General features: G+C 64.1%; 21 protein-coding genes. 12 read left to right on the top strand and 9 right to left on the bottom strand.

Annotated elements, in window-relative coordinates:
- The first annotated feature begins 1 nt into the window (after window position 1).
- Together EJ071_RS11190 and EJ071_RS11185 are read left to right on the top strand one after the other, a co-directional pair.
- Complete coding sequence (locus EJ071_RS11190) at window positions 2-2725, top strand: sensor histidine kinase KdpD (RefSeq protein WP_126097921.1); 2724 nt, start codon at window positions 2-4, stop codon at window positions 2723-2725.
- Window positions 2722-3414 (top strand): response regulator transcription factor, encoded by a 693-nt coding sequence (locus EJ071_RS11185; protein ID WP_126097920.1) that lies wholly within the window; start codon window positions 2722-2724, stop codon window positions 3412-3414. Before EJ071_RS11190 ends, EJ071_RS11185 begins: the two co-directional genes overlap by 4 nt.
- A gap of 46 nt (window positions 3415-3460) precedes the next feature.
- On the opposite strand, the gene EJ071_RS11180 is transcribed toward EJ071_RS11185, so the two are convergent.
- Complete coding sequence (locus EJ071_RS11180) at window positions 3461-4402, bottom strand: IS110 family transposase (RefSeq protein WP_126097919.1); 942 nt, start codon at window positions 4400-4402, stop codon at window positions 3461-3463.
- A gap of 427 nt (window positions 4403-4829) precedes the next feature.
- Window positions 4830-5423: an invasion associated locus B family protein gene (locus EJ071_RS11175; RefSeq protein WP_126097918.1), complete on the bottom strand. Its 594-nt coding sequence runs from the start codon at window positions 5421-5423 to the stop codon at window positions 4830-4832.
- A gap of 262 nt (window positions 5424-5685) precedes the next feature.
- On the opposite strand from EJ071_RS11175, the gene EJ071_RS11170 reads away from it, so the two are divergent.
- Window positions 5686-5937, top strand: coding sequence for a hypothetical protein (locus EJ071_RS11170; RefSeq protein WP_320221957.1), 252 nt, complete (start codon window positions 5686-5688; stop codon window positions 5935-5937).
- 248 nt (window positions 5938-6185) lie between these two features.
- A complete protein-coding gene (locus EJ071_RS11165; RefSeq protein WP_126097917.1) occupies window positions 6186-6653 on the top strand; it encodes an NUDIX hydrolase in 468 nt (155 codons plus the stop codon).
- Window positions 6654-6662: 9 nt separating this feature from the next.
- On the opposite strand, the gene EJ071_RS11160 is transcribed toward EJ071_RS11165, so the two are convergent.
- The 5 genes from EJ071_RS11160 to EJ071_RS11140 all read right to left on the bottom strand — a co-directional run bounded on the left by EJ071_RS11160 (window position 6663) and on the right by EJ071_RS11140 (window position 11857).
- On the bottom strand, window positions 6663-7505 hold the full coding sequence (locus EJ071_RS11160; protein ID WP_126097916.1) for a citryl-CoA lyase: 843 nt from the start codon (window positions 7503-7505) through the stop codon (window positions 6663-6665).
- Window positions 7502-8686 (bottom strand): CoA transferase, encoded by a 1185-nt coding sequence (locus EJ071_RS11155; RefSeq protein ID WP_126097915.1) that lies wholly within the window; start codon window positions 8684-8686, stop codon window positions 7502-7504. Before EJ071_RS11155 ends, EJ071_RS11160 begins: the two co-directional genes overlap by 4 nt.
- Before the next feature lie 15 nt (window positions 8687-8701).
- A complete protein-coding gene (locus EJ071_RS11150; protein WP_126097914.1) occupies window positions 8702-10225 on the bottom strand; it encodes a tripartite tricarboxylate transporter permease in 1524 nt (507 codons plus the stop codon).
- A gap of 4 nt (window positions 10226-10229) precedes the next feature.
- Window positions 10230-10766: a tripartite tricarboxylate transporter TctB family protein gene (locus EJ071_RS11145; protein ID WP_126097913.1), complete on the bottom strand. Its 537-nt coding sequence runs from the start codon at window positions 10764-10766 to the stop codon at window positions 10230-10232.
- 125 nt (window positions 10767-10891) lie between these two features.
- Window positions 10892-11857 carry a tripartite tricarboxylate transporter substrate-binding protein gene (locus EJ071_RS11140; RefSeq protein ID WP_126097912.1) on the bottom strand — a complete coding sequence of 322 codons (966 nt, stop codon included), beginning with the start codon at window positions 11855-11857 and terminating at the stop codon, window positions 10892-10894.
- A 201-nt stretch (window positions 11858-12058) separates the two neighbouring features.
- On the opposite strand from EJ071_RS11140, the gene EJ071_RS11135 reads away from it, so the two are divergent.
- The 7 genes from EJ071_RS11135 to EJ071_RS11105 all read left to right on the top strand — a co-directional run bounded on the left by EJ071_RS11135 (window position 12059) and on the right by EJ071_RS11105 (window position 15321).
- A complete protein-coding gene (locus tag EJ071_RS11135; protein ID WP_126097911.1) occupies window positions 12059-12811 on the top strand; it encodes an IclR family transcriptional regulator in 753 nt (250 codons plus the stop codon).
- 97 nt (window positions 12812-12908) lie between these two features.
- Complete coding sequence (locus EJ071_RS11130; protein WP_126097910.1) at window positions 12909-13232, top strand: metalloregulator ArsR/SmtB family transcription factor; 324 nt, start codon at window positions 12909-12911, stop codon at window positions 13230-13232.
- On the top strand, window positions 13229-13639 hold the full coding sequence (locus EJ071_RS11125) for an SRPBCC domain-containing protein (protein ID WP_126097909.1): 411 nt from the start codon (window positions 13229-13231) through the stop codon (window positions 13637-13639). Before EJ071_RS11130 ends, EJ071_RS11125 begins: the two co-directional genes overlap by 4 nt.
- A gap of 77 nt (window positions 13640-13716) precedes the next feature.
- Entirely contained in the window at window positions 13717-14109 is a 393-nt protein-coding gene (locus tag EJ071_RS11120) for a VOC family protein (protein WP_126097908.1), read from the top strand.
- Window positions 14110-14146: 37 nt separating this feature from the next.
- Window positions 14147-14380: a hypothetical protein gene (locus EJ071_RS11115; protein WP_126097907.1), complete on the top strand. Its 234-nt coding sequence runs from the start codon at window positions 14147-14149 to the stop codon at window positions 14378-14380.
- A complete protein-coding gene (locus EJ071_RS11110) occupies window positions 14380-14844 on the top strand; it encodes a DUF1801 domain-containing protein (protein WP_126097906.1) in 465 nt (154 codons plus the stop codon). Before EJ071_RS11115 ends, EJ071_RS11110 begins: the two co-directional genes overlap by 1 nt.
- Before the next feature lie 78 nt (window positions 14845-14922).
- On the top strand, window positions 14923-15321 hold the full coding sequence (locus tag EJ071_RS11105) for a DUF1801 domain-containing protein (RefSeq protein WP_126097905.1): 399 nt from the start codon (window positions 14923-14925) through the stop codon (window positions 15319-15321).
- Here EJ071_RS11105 and EJ071_RS11100 read toward each other — a convergent pair whose 3' ends face one another.
- Together EJ071_RS11100 and EJ071_RS11095 are read right to left on the bottom strand one after the other, a co-directional pair.
- Entirely contained in the window at window positions 15322-15876 is a 555-nt protein-coding gene (locus EJ071_RS11100; protein WP_126097904.1) for a GNAT family N-acetyltransferase, read from the bottom strand. It lies immediately after the preceding gene.
- A gap of 223 nt (window positions 15877-16099) precedes the next feature.
- Entirely contained in the window at window positions 16100-16375 is a 276-nt protein-coding gene (locus tag EJ071_RS11095) for a YdeI/OmpD-associated family protein (protein WP_245460197.1), read from the bottom strand.
- Window positions 16376-16472: 97 nt separating this feature from the next.
- Here EJ071_RS11095 and EJ071_RS11090 point away from each other — a divergent pair, with 97 nt between their 5' ends.
- Window positions 16473-16928 carry a DUF2214 family protein gene (locus EJ071_RS11090; protein WP_126097903.1) on the top strand — a complete coding sequence of 152 codons (456 nt, stop codon included), beginning with the start codon at window positions 16473-16475 and terminating at the stop codon, window positions 16926-16928.
- Window positions 16929-16998: the final 70 nt, after the last annotated feature.

Here is a 16998-nt window from a genome sequence, read left to right as displayed (position 1 = left end):
GATGCCGGACGACAGGACCAACCCCGAGAACAGACCATCTCCCGACGCGCTGCTCGAGCATGCCGAGCGGGAGGGCCGCGGCCGGCTGCGCATATTCCTCGGCGCCGCGCCCGGTGTCGGCAAGACCTACGAGATGCTGATGGCGGGCCGTGCCCGCCGCGCCGACGGCATCGACGTCGTCATCGGCGTCGTCGAGACGCACGGCCGCAAGGAGACCCAGGCGCTGGTCGACGGCTACGAGGTGATCCCGCGCCGCGGGGTCGAGTACAGAGGCCGCGCTCTCGAGGAGATGGATATCGACGCCATCCTGAAACGGCGTCCGGCATTGGTCCTGGTCGACGAGCTCGCCCACACCAACGCGCCCGGCAGCCGCCACCCCAAGCGCTACCTCGATGTGCAGGAAATCCTGTCGCAAGGCATCGACGTCTACACCACGCTCAACATCCAGCATGTCGAAAGCCTGAACGACGTCGTGGCGCAGATCACCCGCGTCAGGGTGCGCGAGACCGTTCCCGATTCCATCATCGACGAGGCCGACGATATCGAGGTCATCGACCTCACCCCCGACGACCTGATCCAGCGGCTGCAGGAAGGCAAGGTCTATTTCCCTCAAACTGCCCAGCGCGCGATCGAGAACTATTTCTCGCCGGGCAATCTGACGGCGCTTCGCGAGCTGGCGCTGAGGCGCACCGCCCAGCGCGTCGACGAGCAGCTGCTCAATCACATGCAGTCCCACGCCATTCCGGGACCGTGGGCTGCCGGCGAACGCGTCCTTGTCTGCATCGACTCGCGTCCGGGCGGAGCCGCCCGCATCCGCTACGCTCGCCGGCTGGCCGATCGGCTGCGCGCCCCCTGGGCGGCGCTGCATGTCGATACGCCTCGCCTTGCCGGCACGTCGGAAGAGGACAAGGACCGGCTGGCGACCAACCTGCGCCTGGCCGAGCAGCTCGGCGCCGAGGTGGCGACCATCCCGGGCCAGAACGTCGCCCAGGACATCGTGCGCCACGCGACGGCGAACAACTTCACCCATATCGTCATCGGCAGGCCGACCCGCTCGCGCTGGCGGGAACTGATCGAGGGCTCGCTCACCTACGATCTGATCCGCAATGCCGGCGACATCAGCGTCCACGTCATTTCGGGAACCGAACGCGACGCACAGACGCCGGCCGCGAAGGTGAAGGCAGCGGCCGAGCAGAAGCCTTTCCAGATCTGGCCCTATTTGTTCTCCACGGCTTATGTCGCCGGTGGGTTGGCCGTCAGCACCGTTCTCGACCAGTTCTTCGATGTTCGCAATCTTGCCAGCGTCCTGCTCTTGGCGGTGCTGACATCGGCGGTGACCTTCGGGCTGTGGCCGGCGCTCTATGCCTGTTTCCTGAGCGCGCTTGCCTTCAACTTCTTCTTTCTCGAGCCGCGCTACACGCTGACGATCAGGGACCCTGAGAGCATCGTCGCCTTTGCCGTCTTCCTCGTTGTCGCCGTCATCGCCAGCAATCTGACCGCCCGCGTGCAGCGCCAGGCGGTCGCCGCCCGTTCGCGCGCACGTGCAACCGAGGACATCTACTCCTTCTCGAGGAAGCTCGCCGGCGCCGGCACGCTCGACGACGTTCTCTGGGCCACCGCCTTCCAGATCGCCTCGATGCTGAAAGTGCGCGTGGTGCTGCTTCTGCCCGAAAACGGCACCATCACCGTCAAGGCCGGCTACCCGCCGGACGACACGCTGGCCGAGGCCGACATCGCGGCCGCCCGCTGGGCCTGGGAGCACGACCGCCCGGCCGGCCGCGGCGCCGATACGCTGCCCGGCGCCAAGCGGCTCTATCTCCCCTTGCGGACGGGGCGCACCGCCATCGGCGTTGTAGGCCTCGACAACGACAGGCAGGGACCGCTGCTGACGCCCGAGCAGCAGCGTCTTCTCGATGCGCTTGCCGATCAGGCGGCGGTCGCCATCGAGCGCATCCAGCTCGTTGCCGATGTCGACCGCGCCAGGCTCGCGGCGGAAGCGGACCGGCTGCGCACGGCGCTGCTCACCTCGATCTCGCATGACCTGAAGACGCCGCTTGCCGCCATCATGGGCGCGGCCGGCACGCTGCGGGAATACGCCGCCGCCCTTCCCGAAAAGGACCGCGCGGACCTTCTGTCGACCGTGGTCGATGAGTCGGAGCGACTGAACCGCTTCATCACCAACCTGCTCGACATGACCAAGATCGAGTCTGGCGCCATGGAGCCGAACTACGCTCTCCATTATATCGGCGACATCGTCGGCTCGGCGCTCGATCGAGCGCGAAAGATCACCGGTGAGCACCGGATCGACACCGACATTCCGCCGGACCTGCCGATGCTGCGCCTCGACCCCGTTCTGTTCGAGCAGGCGCTGTTCAACCTTCTCGACAATGCCGCCAAATATGCGCCGCCCGGCTCGGCCATCCGCCTGCAAGGCTGGCTCGACAATGGGTCCGTCATCCTGCAGGTCATGGATGAGGGCCCGGGCATTCCGCCCGGCGACCTCGAGCGGATCTTCGACACCTTCTACCGCGTCCGCAAGCGCGATCAGGTCCGCGCCGGCACGGGCCTCGGCCTGTCGATCAGCCGCGGCTTCATCGAGGCCATGGGCGGCGCGATTTCGGCGGCTAACCGCACCGACCGGCCGGGCGCGATCTTCACCATCCGCATGCCCGTGCCGGAAGCAATTCCGAACCTGACCGTCGCCAAAACGGATGACGCCGCATGACCAATCCGAACGTCAGCATCCTGGTCGTCGACGACGAGCCGCCGATCCGCAAGCTGCTGCGCGTCGGCCTTGGCAGCCAGGGCTATGCCGTATCGGAGGCGCCGAATGCCAAGGCCGCGATCGAACTCATTGAGGCGCAGCCGCCCGACCTGATCCTGCTCGACCTCGGCTTGCCCGGCATGACCGGCCTCGAGCTGCTCGGCAAATGGCGCAACGACGGCCTCGACATTCCGGTGGTCATCCTGTCGAGCCGGACCGACGAGGCCGGCATCGTCCAGGCGCTCGAGCTCGGTGCCGACGACTATGTGACAAAACCCTTCGGCATGAACGAGCTCGTCGCCCGCATCCGTGTGGCGCTGCGCCACAAATTCCAGCAGCAGGGCGAGAAGCCGGTTTTTCAAACGGGCGATCTCTCCGTCGACCTCGTCAAACGCATCGTCAAGGTCGAGGGCAAGGAAGTAAAACTATCGCCGAAGGAATACGACATCCTGCGCATGCTCGTACAGTATGCCGGCAAGGTGCTGACCCACCAGTTCCTGATGAAGCAGATCTGGAACGACTCGACCGACGTGCAATATCTCAGGGTCTATGTCCGCCAGTTGAGGCAGAAGATCGAGAAGACGCCGGACCAGCCACGCTACATCATCACCGAGACAGGCGTCGGCTATCGGCTGCGTGAGGTGGAGTAGCTGACGCAAAACCGTGACGGTTGGCCGAAGCATCTCAAGGTCGTCATCAACTCTGAGGAATGGCGGCGTCTCTGAGCCTAGCGTTTAGGGTGACGATGATCTTTCGCATGACGGCGGCGATGGCCACCATTGGCTTTTTGCCGTTGGCGCGGAGGCGTTTGTAGAAGGCTGCGAACTCGCCCCTTCCGGCAGCGGCGTGCAACGCGGGCATGTAGAGCATGCTCCTGATCTCTGGTCGTCCGCCACGGATTTTGCGGTAGCCGTGTTTTTGGCCGCTGTCGTTTGGGTGCGGCGCGAGGCCGGCAAGGGCTGCCGCCTTGCGGCGTGTCATGGAGCCGAGCTCGGGCAGGATGGCGAGCAGCTTGGCCGCCACGATCGGGCCGAGACTGTCCATGGCCGTGCAGATGGCTGCCCGGTGCTTGAGAGTGCTGCTGTTGGCAATCAGCTCGCGGATCGCGGCATCGATGACCTGGATCTCGCGCTCGAGGACTTTAGTCACGACCTTGAAGGATCTGGCGAGGTCGTAATCGCCAGGTGCCTTGGCGCGGTTCTTCTCGGCGCCCCTGAAGGCCATAAGCTCCTGGCGGCGCCGGACCAGGGCGCGCAGGCGGGTCGCATCGGCATCCGGAGCCTGCCAAAGCGACAGTTTTGCCCAGCGCTCACGGCCGTAGGCCCAAAGCATGCGGGCATCGATGGCGTCGCTCTTGCCGTGCGTGCCGAAGGAGCGGATGAAGCTCTTGACCTTGAGCGTGTCGGCGCGGTGGCAGGCGATGCCGGCGCGCAGGCACTCCTCGAGCAGCAGGCTTTCATGACCTCCGGTCGGCTCGCACACGACAAGGTCGATGTGTTTGTAGCTCTTGAGCAAGGCACGGATGGCGCGCCGCTGATTGGCGATGGTGCGGGTGGTGGCGCCGTCACAGACGGTGATGGTGTCCTTGGCGATGTCGAAGCCGAGGCACAATTGCGGTTGTTGATGCAAGAAGGCCATGCTGGTGGTATCCTTCTAAAGGCTTCGGATTGTTTGCGGGCGTGGCTCAGGCCAGCGGCCAATCAACTCTCCAAGCGATGGCGGACAAAGGCGGCAGGGACCATGATGACGTCGGGTGTTACCCGGTCCTAAGGGCGGTCGCCTGCCGCCGGGACTGCTGGCTGTGATGGGCCGCAGTCCCGGCCGCCAAACTACCCGATCCTTCTCAAACAATCCTAGGGCGGAGCGACGCGAAGCGACGCGGCGCAGACCATAGGACGACGAAGCGATAGGCGTTTCAGCAAATCTCCGGATCCGCCAACACATGCCGGCGGTCCCGACGAAACTAAAGCATGTCTCCCGAAAGTGGGCCCGGTTTCGGGACGAAGACATGCTTAAAATCAAAACCTAAAGCAGGTCGCGTGAATCCTTTTTCACGCGATCTGCTTTAGTCCGCCGACAGGTCCGCCGTCCTGGCGAGCGCGCTGGCGAATCCGTTGAGCGAGATGGTGAAGGCGACCGGCTGCATCGTGTCCGCGGCCGTGGCGTTGATTTTCAGCGTGGTGCTGTTCTGCAGCTGTGAGGCGGTGTCGGCATCGAACGCCACCGGCACCAGGCAGCCCACGGCCTGGCACGTGTTGAACTGCAGGGTTCCTTCCAACTTCTTGTCGTCGGCCTCGAGCGAGATGCCGTTGGCCAAAGCCAGCCCGAAGGGCAGCGCCAGCGTGCCCATGGCGTCCTGGCCGGTCTTGGTCGTCAACTCGATAGCCAGCAGGCGCTGTCCGCTTTGCTTGTTGAACTGCTGATGCGACAGGCTGCACAGCTTGTTCGTGCCGGTGACCTGGCAGTTGACCGTCCAGTCGCCATGCGTCTCCGACAGCGCCGAAGCGCCGCCCGGCAGCTGCGGCTTGGCCGCGGCGTCGGCTGGTTGGCTGGCGGCCGGCGCGACCTTGTCGCCCTTGTTCTGCGCGGCGAGCGCCGGCAGGCCGACGACACCAGCTACGACCAACATCGCGACGGACAATTTGTACCTGCTTCTCATGGAATTCCTCTTGACCCCGGCCCGTCCACTAGGCCGCGCGATAGAGCGGCGAAACCACCGCTCCCGTCAAGCGCAATGCTGGTTCGCCAGCCGGATTTTCTTTGGCATGACAATCGATCGACTAGCCGCATCCCAGCCTTGGACCATGGCACATCCGGACAAACACCCTATATTGGGTGAGGTTTTGGTTTCATGCGGGAAGGACACGATGTCTCATCCTCGCCTCTCGGCGGTTTTGATATCGGCAGCTGTGGCGACTGCTGTGTTGTCGGGCACCGCTTTCCATGCCTCGGCCCAGGTCGTCATCCCGACAAACCGTAACGCCCTGATCCAGCAGAACGAACTGCAGGCGCTGCGGAACCAGCTGCAGCGACAGCAGTTCCAGCAACAGCAGCAGTTTTATCGCGAGCAGGACCGGCAGGTCGTGCCGAAGCCCCGCCCCGAAGTGCCGATTGTCAAGCAGAATTGCCAGTCCCAAGTGATCGGCACCACGATTTCGCGGGTTTGCCGCTGACATCCGGCTTTTTTCGGTTTATTTAGCCGACTTACTTGCTGGCGAAAGCCGGGATTGCAAGGGTGACGGTTTTAGAGCAATTCCAGGAAAGTGTATAACGGTTTTCCGTCCGGAATTGCGTAAAAACAAATAGTTAGAGCAGTTCAGCGTTTCCGTGAAACGATGAACTGCTCTAGGGTTTGCAAGGGCAGGATTTTGCCGTGCGCGGACAGCGCCCGGTGTGAATGCTGCTCTTATCGGATTTTGGGATGGCAACAGCCAAGAAGAAAGCGGTACGCAGGGCAAAGAAGGGGGAGCGGATCCGCCAGGTGGCGGCCATCCCCTTTCGTGTGAGCGAGGGCGGCAACCTCGACGTGTTGTTGGTCACGTCGCGCACGACCAGGCGCTTCATCGTGCCCAAGGGCTGGCCGATGAAAGGCAAGAGCGGGCGCAAGGCAGCCATGATCGAGGCTCAGGAAGAAGCCGGCGTGCTTGGCAAGGCGCTGAAGCAACCCGCCGGCGGCTACTCCTACTGGAAGCGGATGGCCAACCGTTTCGTCCGCGTCGACGTGGTCGTCTACCTGCTTGAGGTCACCGAGGAAATGGCCGACTGGCGGGAAGCAGCGAACCGGCAACGCGCCTGGCTGCCGGCGGCCGATGCGGCTCTGCTCATCGACGAGCCGGAGCTTTCGACCCTTCTGAGGGATTTGACGGTCCCAACGACCGAGCCGGCCTGACAGGATGCCCTATTCGGAGTCGCCGGGAAAGGGCCGTACCGGTGTGCCGGTATAGGCCCACAGCCATTCCCTTGGCAGCGGACCTTTGTTGCGATCTGCCTCCTGCGATTGCTCCCAGGCATGCGCCAGGATGCCGACCGAACGCGACAGCACGAACAGGCCGCGCGTCAGTGCCGGCGGGAAGCCAAGCTCGCCATAGATGACGGCGGTGGCGCCATCGATATTGAGCGGGATCGTCTTGCCCTTGCGTGTTGCGACCTCCGCCTCGATCGCCTCGGCTATGTCGGCGAAGCGACCGCTGACGATCCCACGCGCGGCGAAATTGCGCGTCAGTTCGATGAGGCGCGGCACGCGCGGGTCGATCGGATGGAAGCGATGGCCGAGACCCGGCACATAGCCTTTTTCCTCGGCGAAGAAACGGTCGAGCCGCGCCGACACCGCATCGGCAAGCGTCGCGCCCTGGTCCACTGCCGCGGCGATGTCGCCATAAAAGGTGAGCGCCTGTTCGCCGGCGCCGCCATGCACGTCGCCCAGCACATTGATGGCGGAGGCCATGGCGTTGTTGATGCCGACGCCGCAGGTCGCGGCCATGCGCGCGATCGCGATCGACGGCGCCTGCGGCCCGTGGTCGACGGCCGCACCCAGCGCGATCCCGAGCAGTTCTGCCTGCTGCTCGCTCGGCAATTCGCCGCGCAGCATCAGCCAGATCATCGCCGGAAAACTGACGCGGCCGATGAGATCCTGGATTTCGTAGCCGCGCAGCCGGATGACGCCGGGCCGCATCTCGATGAGGCCGGTCCGCCACCATTCCTCGCCGCGCTCGCGGCCAGTCTTTTTCTCCGTACCGCTCATGCCCGCGCCCTTGTCTTGTCGCGGGCCGGCAACGCGGCGAAAACCTCGTCCATATGCTCGCCAAGCCGCGGCGGCGGTCCGGCGGGCATGGGTGCATCGCCATCGACCATGAAGCCGCCGCGCACCACCGTCAGCGGCTTGTCCATGCCTTGCACATCCGCGAAGCGGGTTGCCATGCCGCGCTCCGTCACCTGGCGTTCCTCGAGCACCTCTGGGATCGTTAGCACCCGTCCCGCCGGTACGCCCGCGCGGTTGAGCTTTTCTTCCCAGGCGGCGGCCGGAGCGCCGGCAAGCGCTTCCTCGATCAGCGTCTTCAATGCGGCCCGGTTCTGCTTACGCCTTTCGCGTTCGGCGAAACGTGGATCGGAGGCCAGTTCCGGCCGGCCGATCAGCCCGCAAAGCGTGACGAACTGCTCCTGCTTGTTGGCGGCGATGTTGAGCAGTCCCTCGCCGGTGCGGAACGCGCCGGAGGGCGCGGCCGTCATGTTTTCATTGCCCATGGGCTGCGGCTCGACGCCGGCCGTCAGGTAGTTCGATACCGGCCAGCCCAGCGCCGACAGCGTGCATTCGAGCATCGAGACGTCGAGGAAGGCACCCTCGCCGCTGGTCTTCTGCCTGACAAGCGCGGCGGCAATCGCAAAGGCCCCCACCAGCCCGCCCAGCGTGTCGGCCACGGGATAGCCGACACGCAGCGGCGCGGTCTCCGGCGTGCCGGTGATGCTCATGATCCCCGACAATCCCTGGATGATCTGGTCATAGGCCGGGTTGCCGCGCATCGGGCCGGTCTGGCCGAACCCGGATATCGCGCAATAAACGAGGCTCGGCCGGACTTCCTTGAGCTTTTCATGACCCAGGCCGAGGCGATCCATGACGCCCGGCCGGAAATTCTCAACCAGCGCGTCCGACGTGGCGACGAGATCGAGGAAACGGTCGCGGTCTTGCGCCTTCTTCAAGTCGAGCACGACCGATCGTTTGCCGGCGTTCTGCGCCAGGAACGATGCGCCCATGCCGGCCTGGTTGAGTTGCGGCGAGGCGCCGAGCTGGCGCGCCAGATCGCCGCCCGGCGGTGCCTCGACCTTGATGACGTCGGCGCCGAGCAGCGCCAGCTGGTAGGCGCAGTAAGGGCCTGCCAGCACGTTGGTGAGGTCGAGGACGCGGATGCCGGAAAGCAGGTCTGTCATGATGCTCCAAATCGATCAGGCATCGCCAGGCACATGCTCCGGCCCACGCATGCGCCGGTGTTCGATCCAGGCCCAGATATGCGGCCCGACCAGACCGATGAAGGCCAGCGTCAACAGCGTCAGCGACAGCGGATGCCGGTAGAACACGGTCCAGTCGCCATTGGCGATCGTCATTGCCCGGCGGAACTGCGTTTCGGCGAGCGGCCCGAGGATCATGCCGATGATGACCGGCGCGGTCGGGAAATCGAAGCGCCGCATCAGGAAGCCGGCAGCCCCCAGAAGATAAAGGATAACGAGATCGATCGGCGACTGCGAGATGCCGTAGGTGCCGACGGTGGCGAACACCAGGATGCCGGCATAGAGCTGCGGCGCCGGGATTTTCAGCAAACGCACCCAGAGGCCGATCAGCGGCAAGTTGAGGATGACCAGGATGACGTTGGCGATGAACAGGCTGGCGATCAGGCCCCAGACGAGATTGGCCTGCGTCGTCAACAGCAGCGGCCCAGGATTGATGCCGTAGCTCTGGAATGCCGAGAGCATGATCGCGGCGGTCGCCGAGGTCGGCAGGCCGAGCGTCAGCATCGGCACCAGGACGCCGGCGGCGGACGCGTTGTTGGCGGCCTCGGGTCCGGCGACGCCTTCGATGGCGCCGACCGTGCCGAACTCCTCCTTGTGCTTGGAGAGCTTCTTCTCGATGGCATAGGAAAGGAAGGTCGGGATCTCGGCGCCGCCGGCCGGCATCGCACCGATCGGGAAGCCGATCGCGGCACCCCTGAGCCACGGCTTCCACGAGCGTGCCCATTCCGCAGCCGTCATGTAGAGCGAGCCTTTCAGCGGCACGATCTCGTCCTTGCCGGCATAGCGGCGCGAGGCCATGTAGAGCGTCTCGCCGACCGCGAACAGGCCGACCGCGACGACGATGACGTCGACGCCGTCGAGCAATTCGCCCATGCCGAAAGTGAAGCGCGGCTGCCCGGTCTGCAGGTCGACGCCGATCATGCCGATGACGAAGCCGACGAACAGGCTGGTCAGCCCCCGCACCGATGACGAGCCGAGCACCGCCGACACCGTGATGAAGGCGAGCACCATCAGCGAGAAATACTCGGCCGGCCCGAAGGCAAGCGCAAACTTGACCACGATCGGCGCCAGGAAGGCGACGCCCAGCGTGCCGATGGTGCCGGCGACGAAGGAGCCGAGCGCCGAGGTCGCAAGCGCCGCGCCGCCGCGCCCCGAACGCGCCATCCGGTTGCCTTCGAGCGCGGTGACGATGGTGGCGCTTTCGCCGGGCGTGTTGAGCAGGATCGACGTCGTCGAGCCGCCATACATGGCCCCGTAATAGATGCCGGCAAACAGGATGAAGGAAGCTTCCGGCGCCACCTGGTAGGTGATCGGCAGGAGCAACGCGATGGTCAGCGCCGGCCCGAGGCCGGGCAGCACGCCGATCGCGGTTCCGAGCGTCGTGCCGAGCAGGCACCACAACAGATTGGTCGGCGTGAAAGCGACCGCAAATCCGTGCGCGAGATAGCCGAGCGTGTCCATTGCGTCAGCCCCTTACCAGGCCGACGACGGCGTTGATCAGCGTGTTGAGCTGGTTCTCGATGAAACCCGTGCCGATGTTGACGCCGAGCGCCCGGGCGAAGCCGAAATAGGCTGCCAGCGCCAATACCAGGCCGAGCAGCGCGTCGCGCAGCGGATGCCGGCTGCCGAAGCCGAAGCAGACCAGCACGAACATGATCACCGAGGCGGCGGTGAAGCCGAGCGGCTGGATGAGCAGAAGATTGGCGACGAGGCCCGCGACCACGAAGCCCATCCCCTTCCAGTCGGTCGGCGTTTCCTTCTCTTCCTCGGGTTGCCAGCCGCCGCGAACAGCGGCCAGGATGAGCAGCAGGGAAAGCAGGATCATCCCGGCCATGGTGATGTAGGGGAAGATCCTTGGGCCAACCTTGGAGTAGAGCGGCGACACCGGGATCGCCAGGGTCTGCCAGGCAACGGCGCCGGCGCAGGCGAGAAGCCCGGCGCCGATCAACAATTCGGGTATGGCAAGGCGCGGCGGTGACGCCTGCTGGTCGCTGGTGCTCATGATCTCCTCCCCGGAAGGCCGGCCTTCCACTGCCGGCATCGCCGCAGTCTCAATGCTGCTCGATCATCTGTCCATGCTGTTCCGAAGGGAGCCAGGCCCCCTTCGGACATTGCGCCGGCCAGAGCTCAGGCGAGGCCGAGATCCTTGAGGATGGCGCCGATCCGGGCGGTGTCTTCGGTGACGAACTTGGCGTAGTCGTCGCCGGTCAAAAGGATCGGCGTCCAGTTTCGGTTCTTGCACTCGGTCGCCCAGGCGTCGCTCTTGGCCATGGTCTCGACCAGCTTGATCATCGCCGCCTTGTCGTCGTCGGAAACGCCGGGCGGGGCAAAGACGCCGCGCCAGTTGAACAATTCGACATCGATGCCGGCTTCCTTCAACGTCGGCGCGTCGATGCCCTCCTGGCGCTTGTCGGACGAGATCGCCAGCAGCCTGAGCGCGCCCGCCTTGATCTGCTCGGAGAACTCGCCATAGCCGGAGATGCCGGCGGCGACCTGGTTGCCGAGCAGCGCCGACAGCGCCTCGCCGCCGCCGGCGAAAGGCACATAGGACAGGTTTGCAGCCGGCACGCCGGCCGTCTTGGCGATCAGGCCGAACAGGATGTGGTCGGAGCCGCCGGCCGAACCGCCGGCGACCGGAACCTTGGTCGGATCCTCCTTCAGCGCGGCGACGAAATCATTAGCCGTCTTGAACGGCGAGGCTGCCGGCACCACCAGCGCCTCGAACTCGCCGGTGAGGCGCGCGATCGGCGTGACTTCGGTGAGATTATTGGCGGCCTTGTTGGCGATGATGGCGCCGACCATGACCATGCCGGCGACCATCAGCGAATTGCCCTTGCCCTTCCACTGGTTGACGAATTGCGGCAGGCCGACCGTGCCGCCGGCGCCGCCGACATTGGTGATCTGCGAGCCGGAGATCAGCTTTTCGGAGCGCAGCACCTGGTCGATCGTGCGCGCGGTCTGGTCCCAGCCGCCGCCGGGCGCCGCCGGCACGAAGATCTGGATCTGCGGGGTGTCCTGCGCAAAGGCGGGTGCGAAATGCAAAGCCGCGAAGCCGGCGGCGGTGCTCGTCAAGAATCTGCGTCTGTTCAGCATGGGATTCCTCCAAATCACGACACCTCCTCCGGTGCCTGCCAAGACGTGGCCTGAGTACAGACCCGCATTTCGAGTTCAAGCAGATGTTACCGCGTTCTGTCAACGGGAATGGCATTCTACTAGACAGAACACGTCTATCCGGACTAAATCTCTTCGTCCGGGCCTGCCTGGACTGAACGATCACATGAAATCATCATCGGGATGAAAAATACACCTTCCAGTCCGACATCGTCCGACGGCGTTGCCGCGCTTGACCGCGCCATCTCCATCCTCAACGCGTTCACCACCGCTGACCGGTCGCTTGGCCTCGCCGAGATCGCGGCCCGCACCGGCCTCTACAAGAGCACGATCCTGCGGCTGGCCAACTCGCTGATGCGCGGGCAATTGCTGGAGCGCCTCGAGGACGGACGCTACCGCATCGGGCCCGCCAGCTTCCGGCTTGGCGCGCTCTACCAGCGTTCGGTCGTGGCGATGGAAATCCTGCTGCCGATCATGCGCGACCTCTCCGAGCGGAGCTGGGAAAGCGTCGCCTTCTATGTCCGCTCGGGCGACGTGCGCACCTGCCTCTACCGGGTCGAATCCAAGCACCCGATCCGCTACACGATACGGGAAGGCGACGTGCTGCCTTTGCTTGCGGGCTCCGGTGGCCGCGTTCTCGCCGCCTTCTCGGGTCAACCGGGCGAGCCCTACGAGACGATCCGCGAGACCTACAATTACATCTCGCTCGGCGATCGCGATCCGCAGACGGCGGGCGTCTCTGCGCCAGTGTTCGGACCGGGGCGGACATTGGTCGGCGCGCTGACGCTCTCCGGCCCGAGCACGCGGGTCGACGCGGCTTTTCTCGAGCGCATGAAGCGCCCGTTGATCGAGGCAGCCGCGCGCGCCACCCGGGCATTCGGCGAGGACGCATCCATGCTGGAGGAGGCAAGCCTCAACGCGGGTGCCGCTAGCTAGGTTCGAGAGCACGCCGGCTCACAGCCAGACATCCGCTTGACTCACACATATCTCAATGGTTATAGATCAATCAATAGCCAATGAGTTATTGATCAAGATGCCGGCCACGCATGATATGCTCTTTCGAACGCTTGCCGATCCGACAAGGCGCGCCATTTTTGAGCGTCTGTGCCGTCAAGGCGAGCAGACGGTCGGCGCGCTGACGGCTGAGGCCGGGGTCTCGCAGCCGGCGGTGTCGAAGCATCTCGGCCTGCTGAAGGAAGCCGGGCTGGTGCGCGACCGCCATGAGGGACGCCAGACGCATTACAGCGCGCAGCTTGCCGCGTTGGCGCCGCTGATGGACTGGACGCGTCAGATGGCGGGGTTTTGGGAGAGCCGGTTCGACGATCTCGAGGATCTGCTCAAAAGGATGGACCAATGAATGAAGTGCCGGCCGGAACGCGCTCCGTCGTCGTCGAGCGCGAGATTCCTTATCCGCCGGAAAAGATCTGGCGCGCGCTCACCCAACCGCATCTCATCGAGGAGTGGCTGATGAAGAACAACTTCAAGCCGGTCGTGGACCATCGCTTCAATCTGAGCGCGGACTGGGGCGGCGTCGAGTGCCAGGTCCAGACGGTCGAGCCCAACAAAACGCTGTCCTACACGTGGGACACCAAGGACCTGGAAAGCATCGTCACCTGGACGCTCACCCCGACGGGTATGGGCACTCATCTGCGCATGGAGCAGGTGGGATTCCGGACCGATCAGGAGCCGTATTACCGCGGCGCTACGGTAGGCTGGAAGAGGTACTTCGCAGCCCTGGAACAGGTGCTTTTGCGGATCGATTGAAGTCCGCCGCAAGGTTCAAAAAAGCGCAAACTGCCTGGCGGACGGCAAACCGCAGGCGCGATCAATGGAGACATGCCATGAAGATCAAGCTGACCAGCGTCTATGTCGACGATCAGGAGAAGGCTCTTGGCTTCTACACGGATGTGCTGGGCTTCACCAAGAAAGCCGATTTCACCAACGGGCCGTTTCGCTGGCTGACGGTCGCCTCACCCGACGACCCGGACGGGACCGAGCTGCAGCTGGCGCTGAACGACAATCCGGCGGCCAGGACCTACCAGCAGGCCATCTTCAAGCAAGGCCAGCCGGCGCTCATGCTGTTCACCGACGACATCAAGGGCGACCACGAGCGCATCACGGCGAATGGCGGCAGCTTCGCCATGGCGCCGACCGCGGTGACCGGTTCGACCATCGCGCAGCTCAACGACACCTGCGGCAATCTCATCCAGATCACCCAGCTGGCGCGCTGGTAAGGCCGGCGTTTCATTCGCTTTTCAAAAGGAGGCAGCATTGGACTGGAGCAAGTGGATCAGGCAGTTGCATCGCTGGTTGTCGATCATCTTTACCGCGACCGTCATCGCCAACTTCGTCGCCATGGCATTGGGCGAGCCGCCCGCCTGGGTGGTCTATTCGCCGCTCCTGCCGCTTTTCCTGCTGCTGTTCAGCGGCCTCTATATGTTCGTGCTGCCCTATGCCGTCAAATGGCGCGGCGAGCCGGCGCGCGAGCGCATAGGATCGGCCTGATGGCGAAGGCGAAATCGCCGAAGGTTGCCGCCAAGCCTTCAGAAGCCAGGCCCGCGGACGCGAAACCCGTCCTGCTTTCAGGCGGCAACCCGCAGATCGCCAAGGGCTATGGCGACGCCCCCGTGCAGGCCTATATCGCGGCGATGCCGGGCTGGAAGAGCGAGGTCGGCCGCCGGCTCGACCAACTGATCATGCAGGCCGTTCCGCAGGCTGAGAAGGCCGTGAAATGGAACTCGCCGTTTTACGGGATGGAAGGCGAAGGCTGGTTCCTCGGCATCCACTGTTTCACCGGATACATCAAGGTGGCCTTCTTTCGCGGCCTGTCGCTCAGGCCGGTGCCGCCCGGCGAATCCAAGAGCAAGGACACGCGCTATCTTCACATCCATGAGGACGACCAACTCGACGAAGCGCAGTTCGTCTCCTGGGTGAAACAGGCAAGCCAATTGCCCGGCGAACGAATGTAAGCGCATTATCGATCAAGCACGGTTCGCCTGAAGAGGCGCCATGGCGATCCATTTGTCCAGCATCGGAGGAGAACAGATATGGAGAAAAGCGGCGTGCAGGAAAGCAAATCTCCTTCCGAGCTGATCGATGGACGCATCGCGGAACTGGGCGATTGGCGAGGCGAGATGCTTGGCCGGCTGCGCGCCCTGATCAAGCAGGCTGATCCTGATGTCACCGAGGAATGGAAGTGGCGCGGCGTGCCGGTCTGGGAGGATGCCGGAATGATCTGCACCGGTGAGACCTACAAGGCCGTCGTCAAATTGACCTTCGCCAAGGGCGCGGCGCTGCCGGACCCCGCAGGCCTATTCAACTCCAGCCTCGAGGGCAACACGCGGCGCGCCATCGATTTTCGCGAGGGTGAAGACATCGACGAGGAGGCGTTCAAGGCTCTCGTTCGTGCCGCAGTGGCCCTGAACAAATTCAAAGCCAAACGCTGATCAACCGGGATTGCCTCCAGCCTGCCGCTCCAAAAGAATCGTCGGCGTGTCGTGATAGGTGGTGCGCAGGATCTCGCGATAGCCGTTCTTTTTCGCCACCTTGAGCGAAGCGCCATTGTCGGGATCTATGATGCAGACGGTCCTGGCCCGCCCGAACACCGCATCCCCCCAAGCGACGATGCGCCCGACGACTTCGCTCGCCAGCCCCTGGCCATGCGCGACCGAAGCCAGCGCCCAGCCAGCCTCCGGCACGCCTTCGATCGACGGCTCGATCTCGCGCTTCAGATCATGAAACCCCGCCTCGCCGATGAACCGGCCTGTGGCCTTGTCCTCGATCGCCCAGAACCCATAGCCAAGCAGCGACCATAGCCCGGCATGACGCAGGAAGCGCATCCAGCTTTCCTCGCGGGTGCGCGGCTTGCCGCCGATGAAACGGGTGACCCCGGGGTCTGCCCACATCGCGACATAGTTCTCGAAATCACCGAGCCGATGCGGCCGCAGAACGGTTCGCGGCGTCTCAAGGATCGGCACGCCGGCTTCCCTTGCAATGCTCATGGCATTTACCTCTAGGAGCAATTCCAGGAAAAGTGTGTAACGGTTTTCCGTCCGGAATTGCATAAAAAACAAAGAGATAGAGCGGTTCGGCGTTTCCGTGAAACGCTGAAACGCTCTAGTGAGGCGGCAGCGCTTAGCAAACCAGTGCGTTCGAACAAGGGCCAGGATGGCCCGAGGCATCTTCCAGAGGCAACAAAGGCCGGCAAACGCCGGAGGGCTGGCTTCAGCCGTGCCAGGCCATGTTCATATAGACGCCGCCGCGCGCCAGTTCGTCGAGCATCTGGTCAAGCCGCTTCTGCCTCGTGTCGGGGCGTTTAGCGCGCGCGATCCAGCCGAGATAGTCGTTCTTCTGATAGTCCGGCCGCGCGTCATAGGCGGCAGTCAATCCGCGCCCCGCCAGGGCGGTCCGCACGTCGTCAGGCATCGGATTGAGGGCACGCGTCAATCGGCTCATGATCCAAGCAATAGACTGCCGGTAGTTGGCGTCAACGCTGCACATGGCTAGCTTGCGCATATGGGATTTTTGTTCCGCGATGCTACTCTGCAACTTCTGAAAACTGATTCAACACTCGCGCTCTTCGACCAAAGGAAGACCCATGGACACCACCGACCTTCTGCTGGCGATCGCCCATCACCTTCTGGTGTTCTCGCTGGCCGGCATCATCGGCGCCGAGTTCGTGCTGGTGCGCGGCGACTTGGGGGCGGCGGCGCTCAAGCGTCTTGCCGGCATCGACCGCCACTACGGCATCATCGCCGCGCTGATCGTCATCATCGGCATCTGCCGGGTGTTCTTCGGGCTGAAAGGCTGGGAATTCTATGTCTACAACTGGGTGTTCTGGGCAAAGATGGTGGCCTTCGTCGTCGTCGGCCTGCTGTCGATCGTCCCGACCGTTCGCTTCCTCTCCTGGAGCAGGCAGGCGGGCGGCAATCCTTCTTTCTCGGTGCCGGCGGCCGAACTCGCCTCGGTGAAGAACTATGTCCGCGCCGAGGGCTTCATCTTCCTGCTCATCCCTGTCTTCGCCGCGGCGATGGCGCGCGGCTACGGCTACTGAGCAATCCCAGGAAAACCATGCAGCGGTTAGGCTCGGCGATTTCGCCGCAGCCCTCCGTCCGGAACTGCGA

Source organism: Mesorhizobium sp. M1B.F.Ca.ET.045.04.1.1 (genome assembly GCF_003952465.1).
In the GTDB taxonomy this organism is placed as follows: Bacteria; Pseudomonadota; Alphaproteobacteria; order Rhizobiales; family Rhizobiaceae; genus Mesorhizobium; species Mesorhizobium shonense.
The sequence above is the reverse complement of the archived record's forward strand: the minus strand, read 5'-3'. Positions and strand labels throughout refer to the sequence as shown.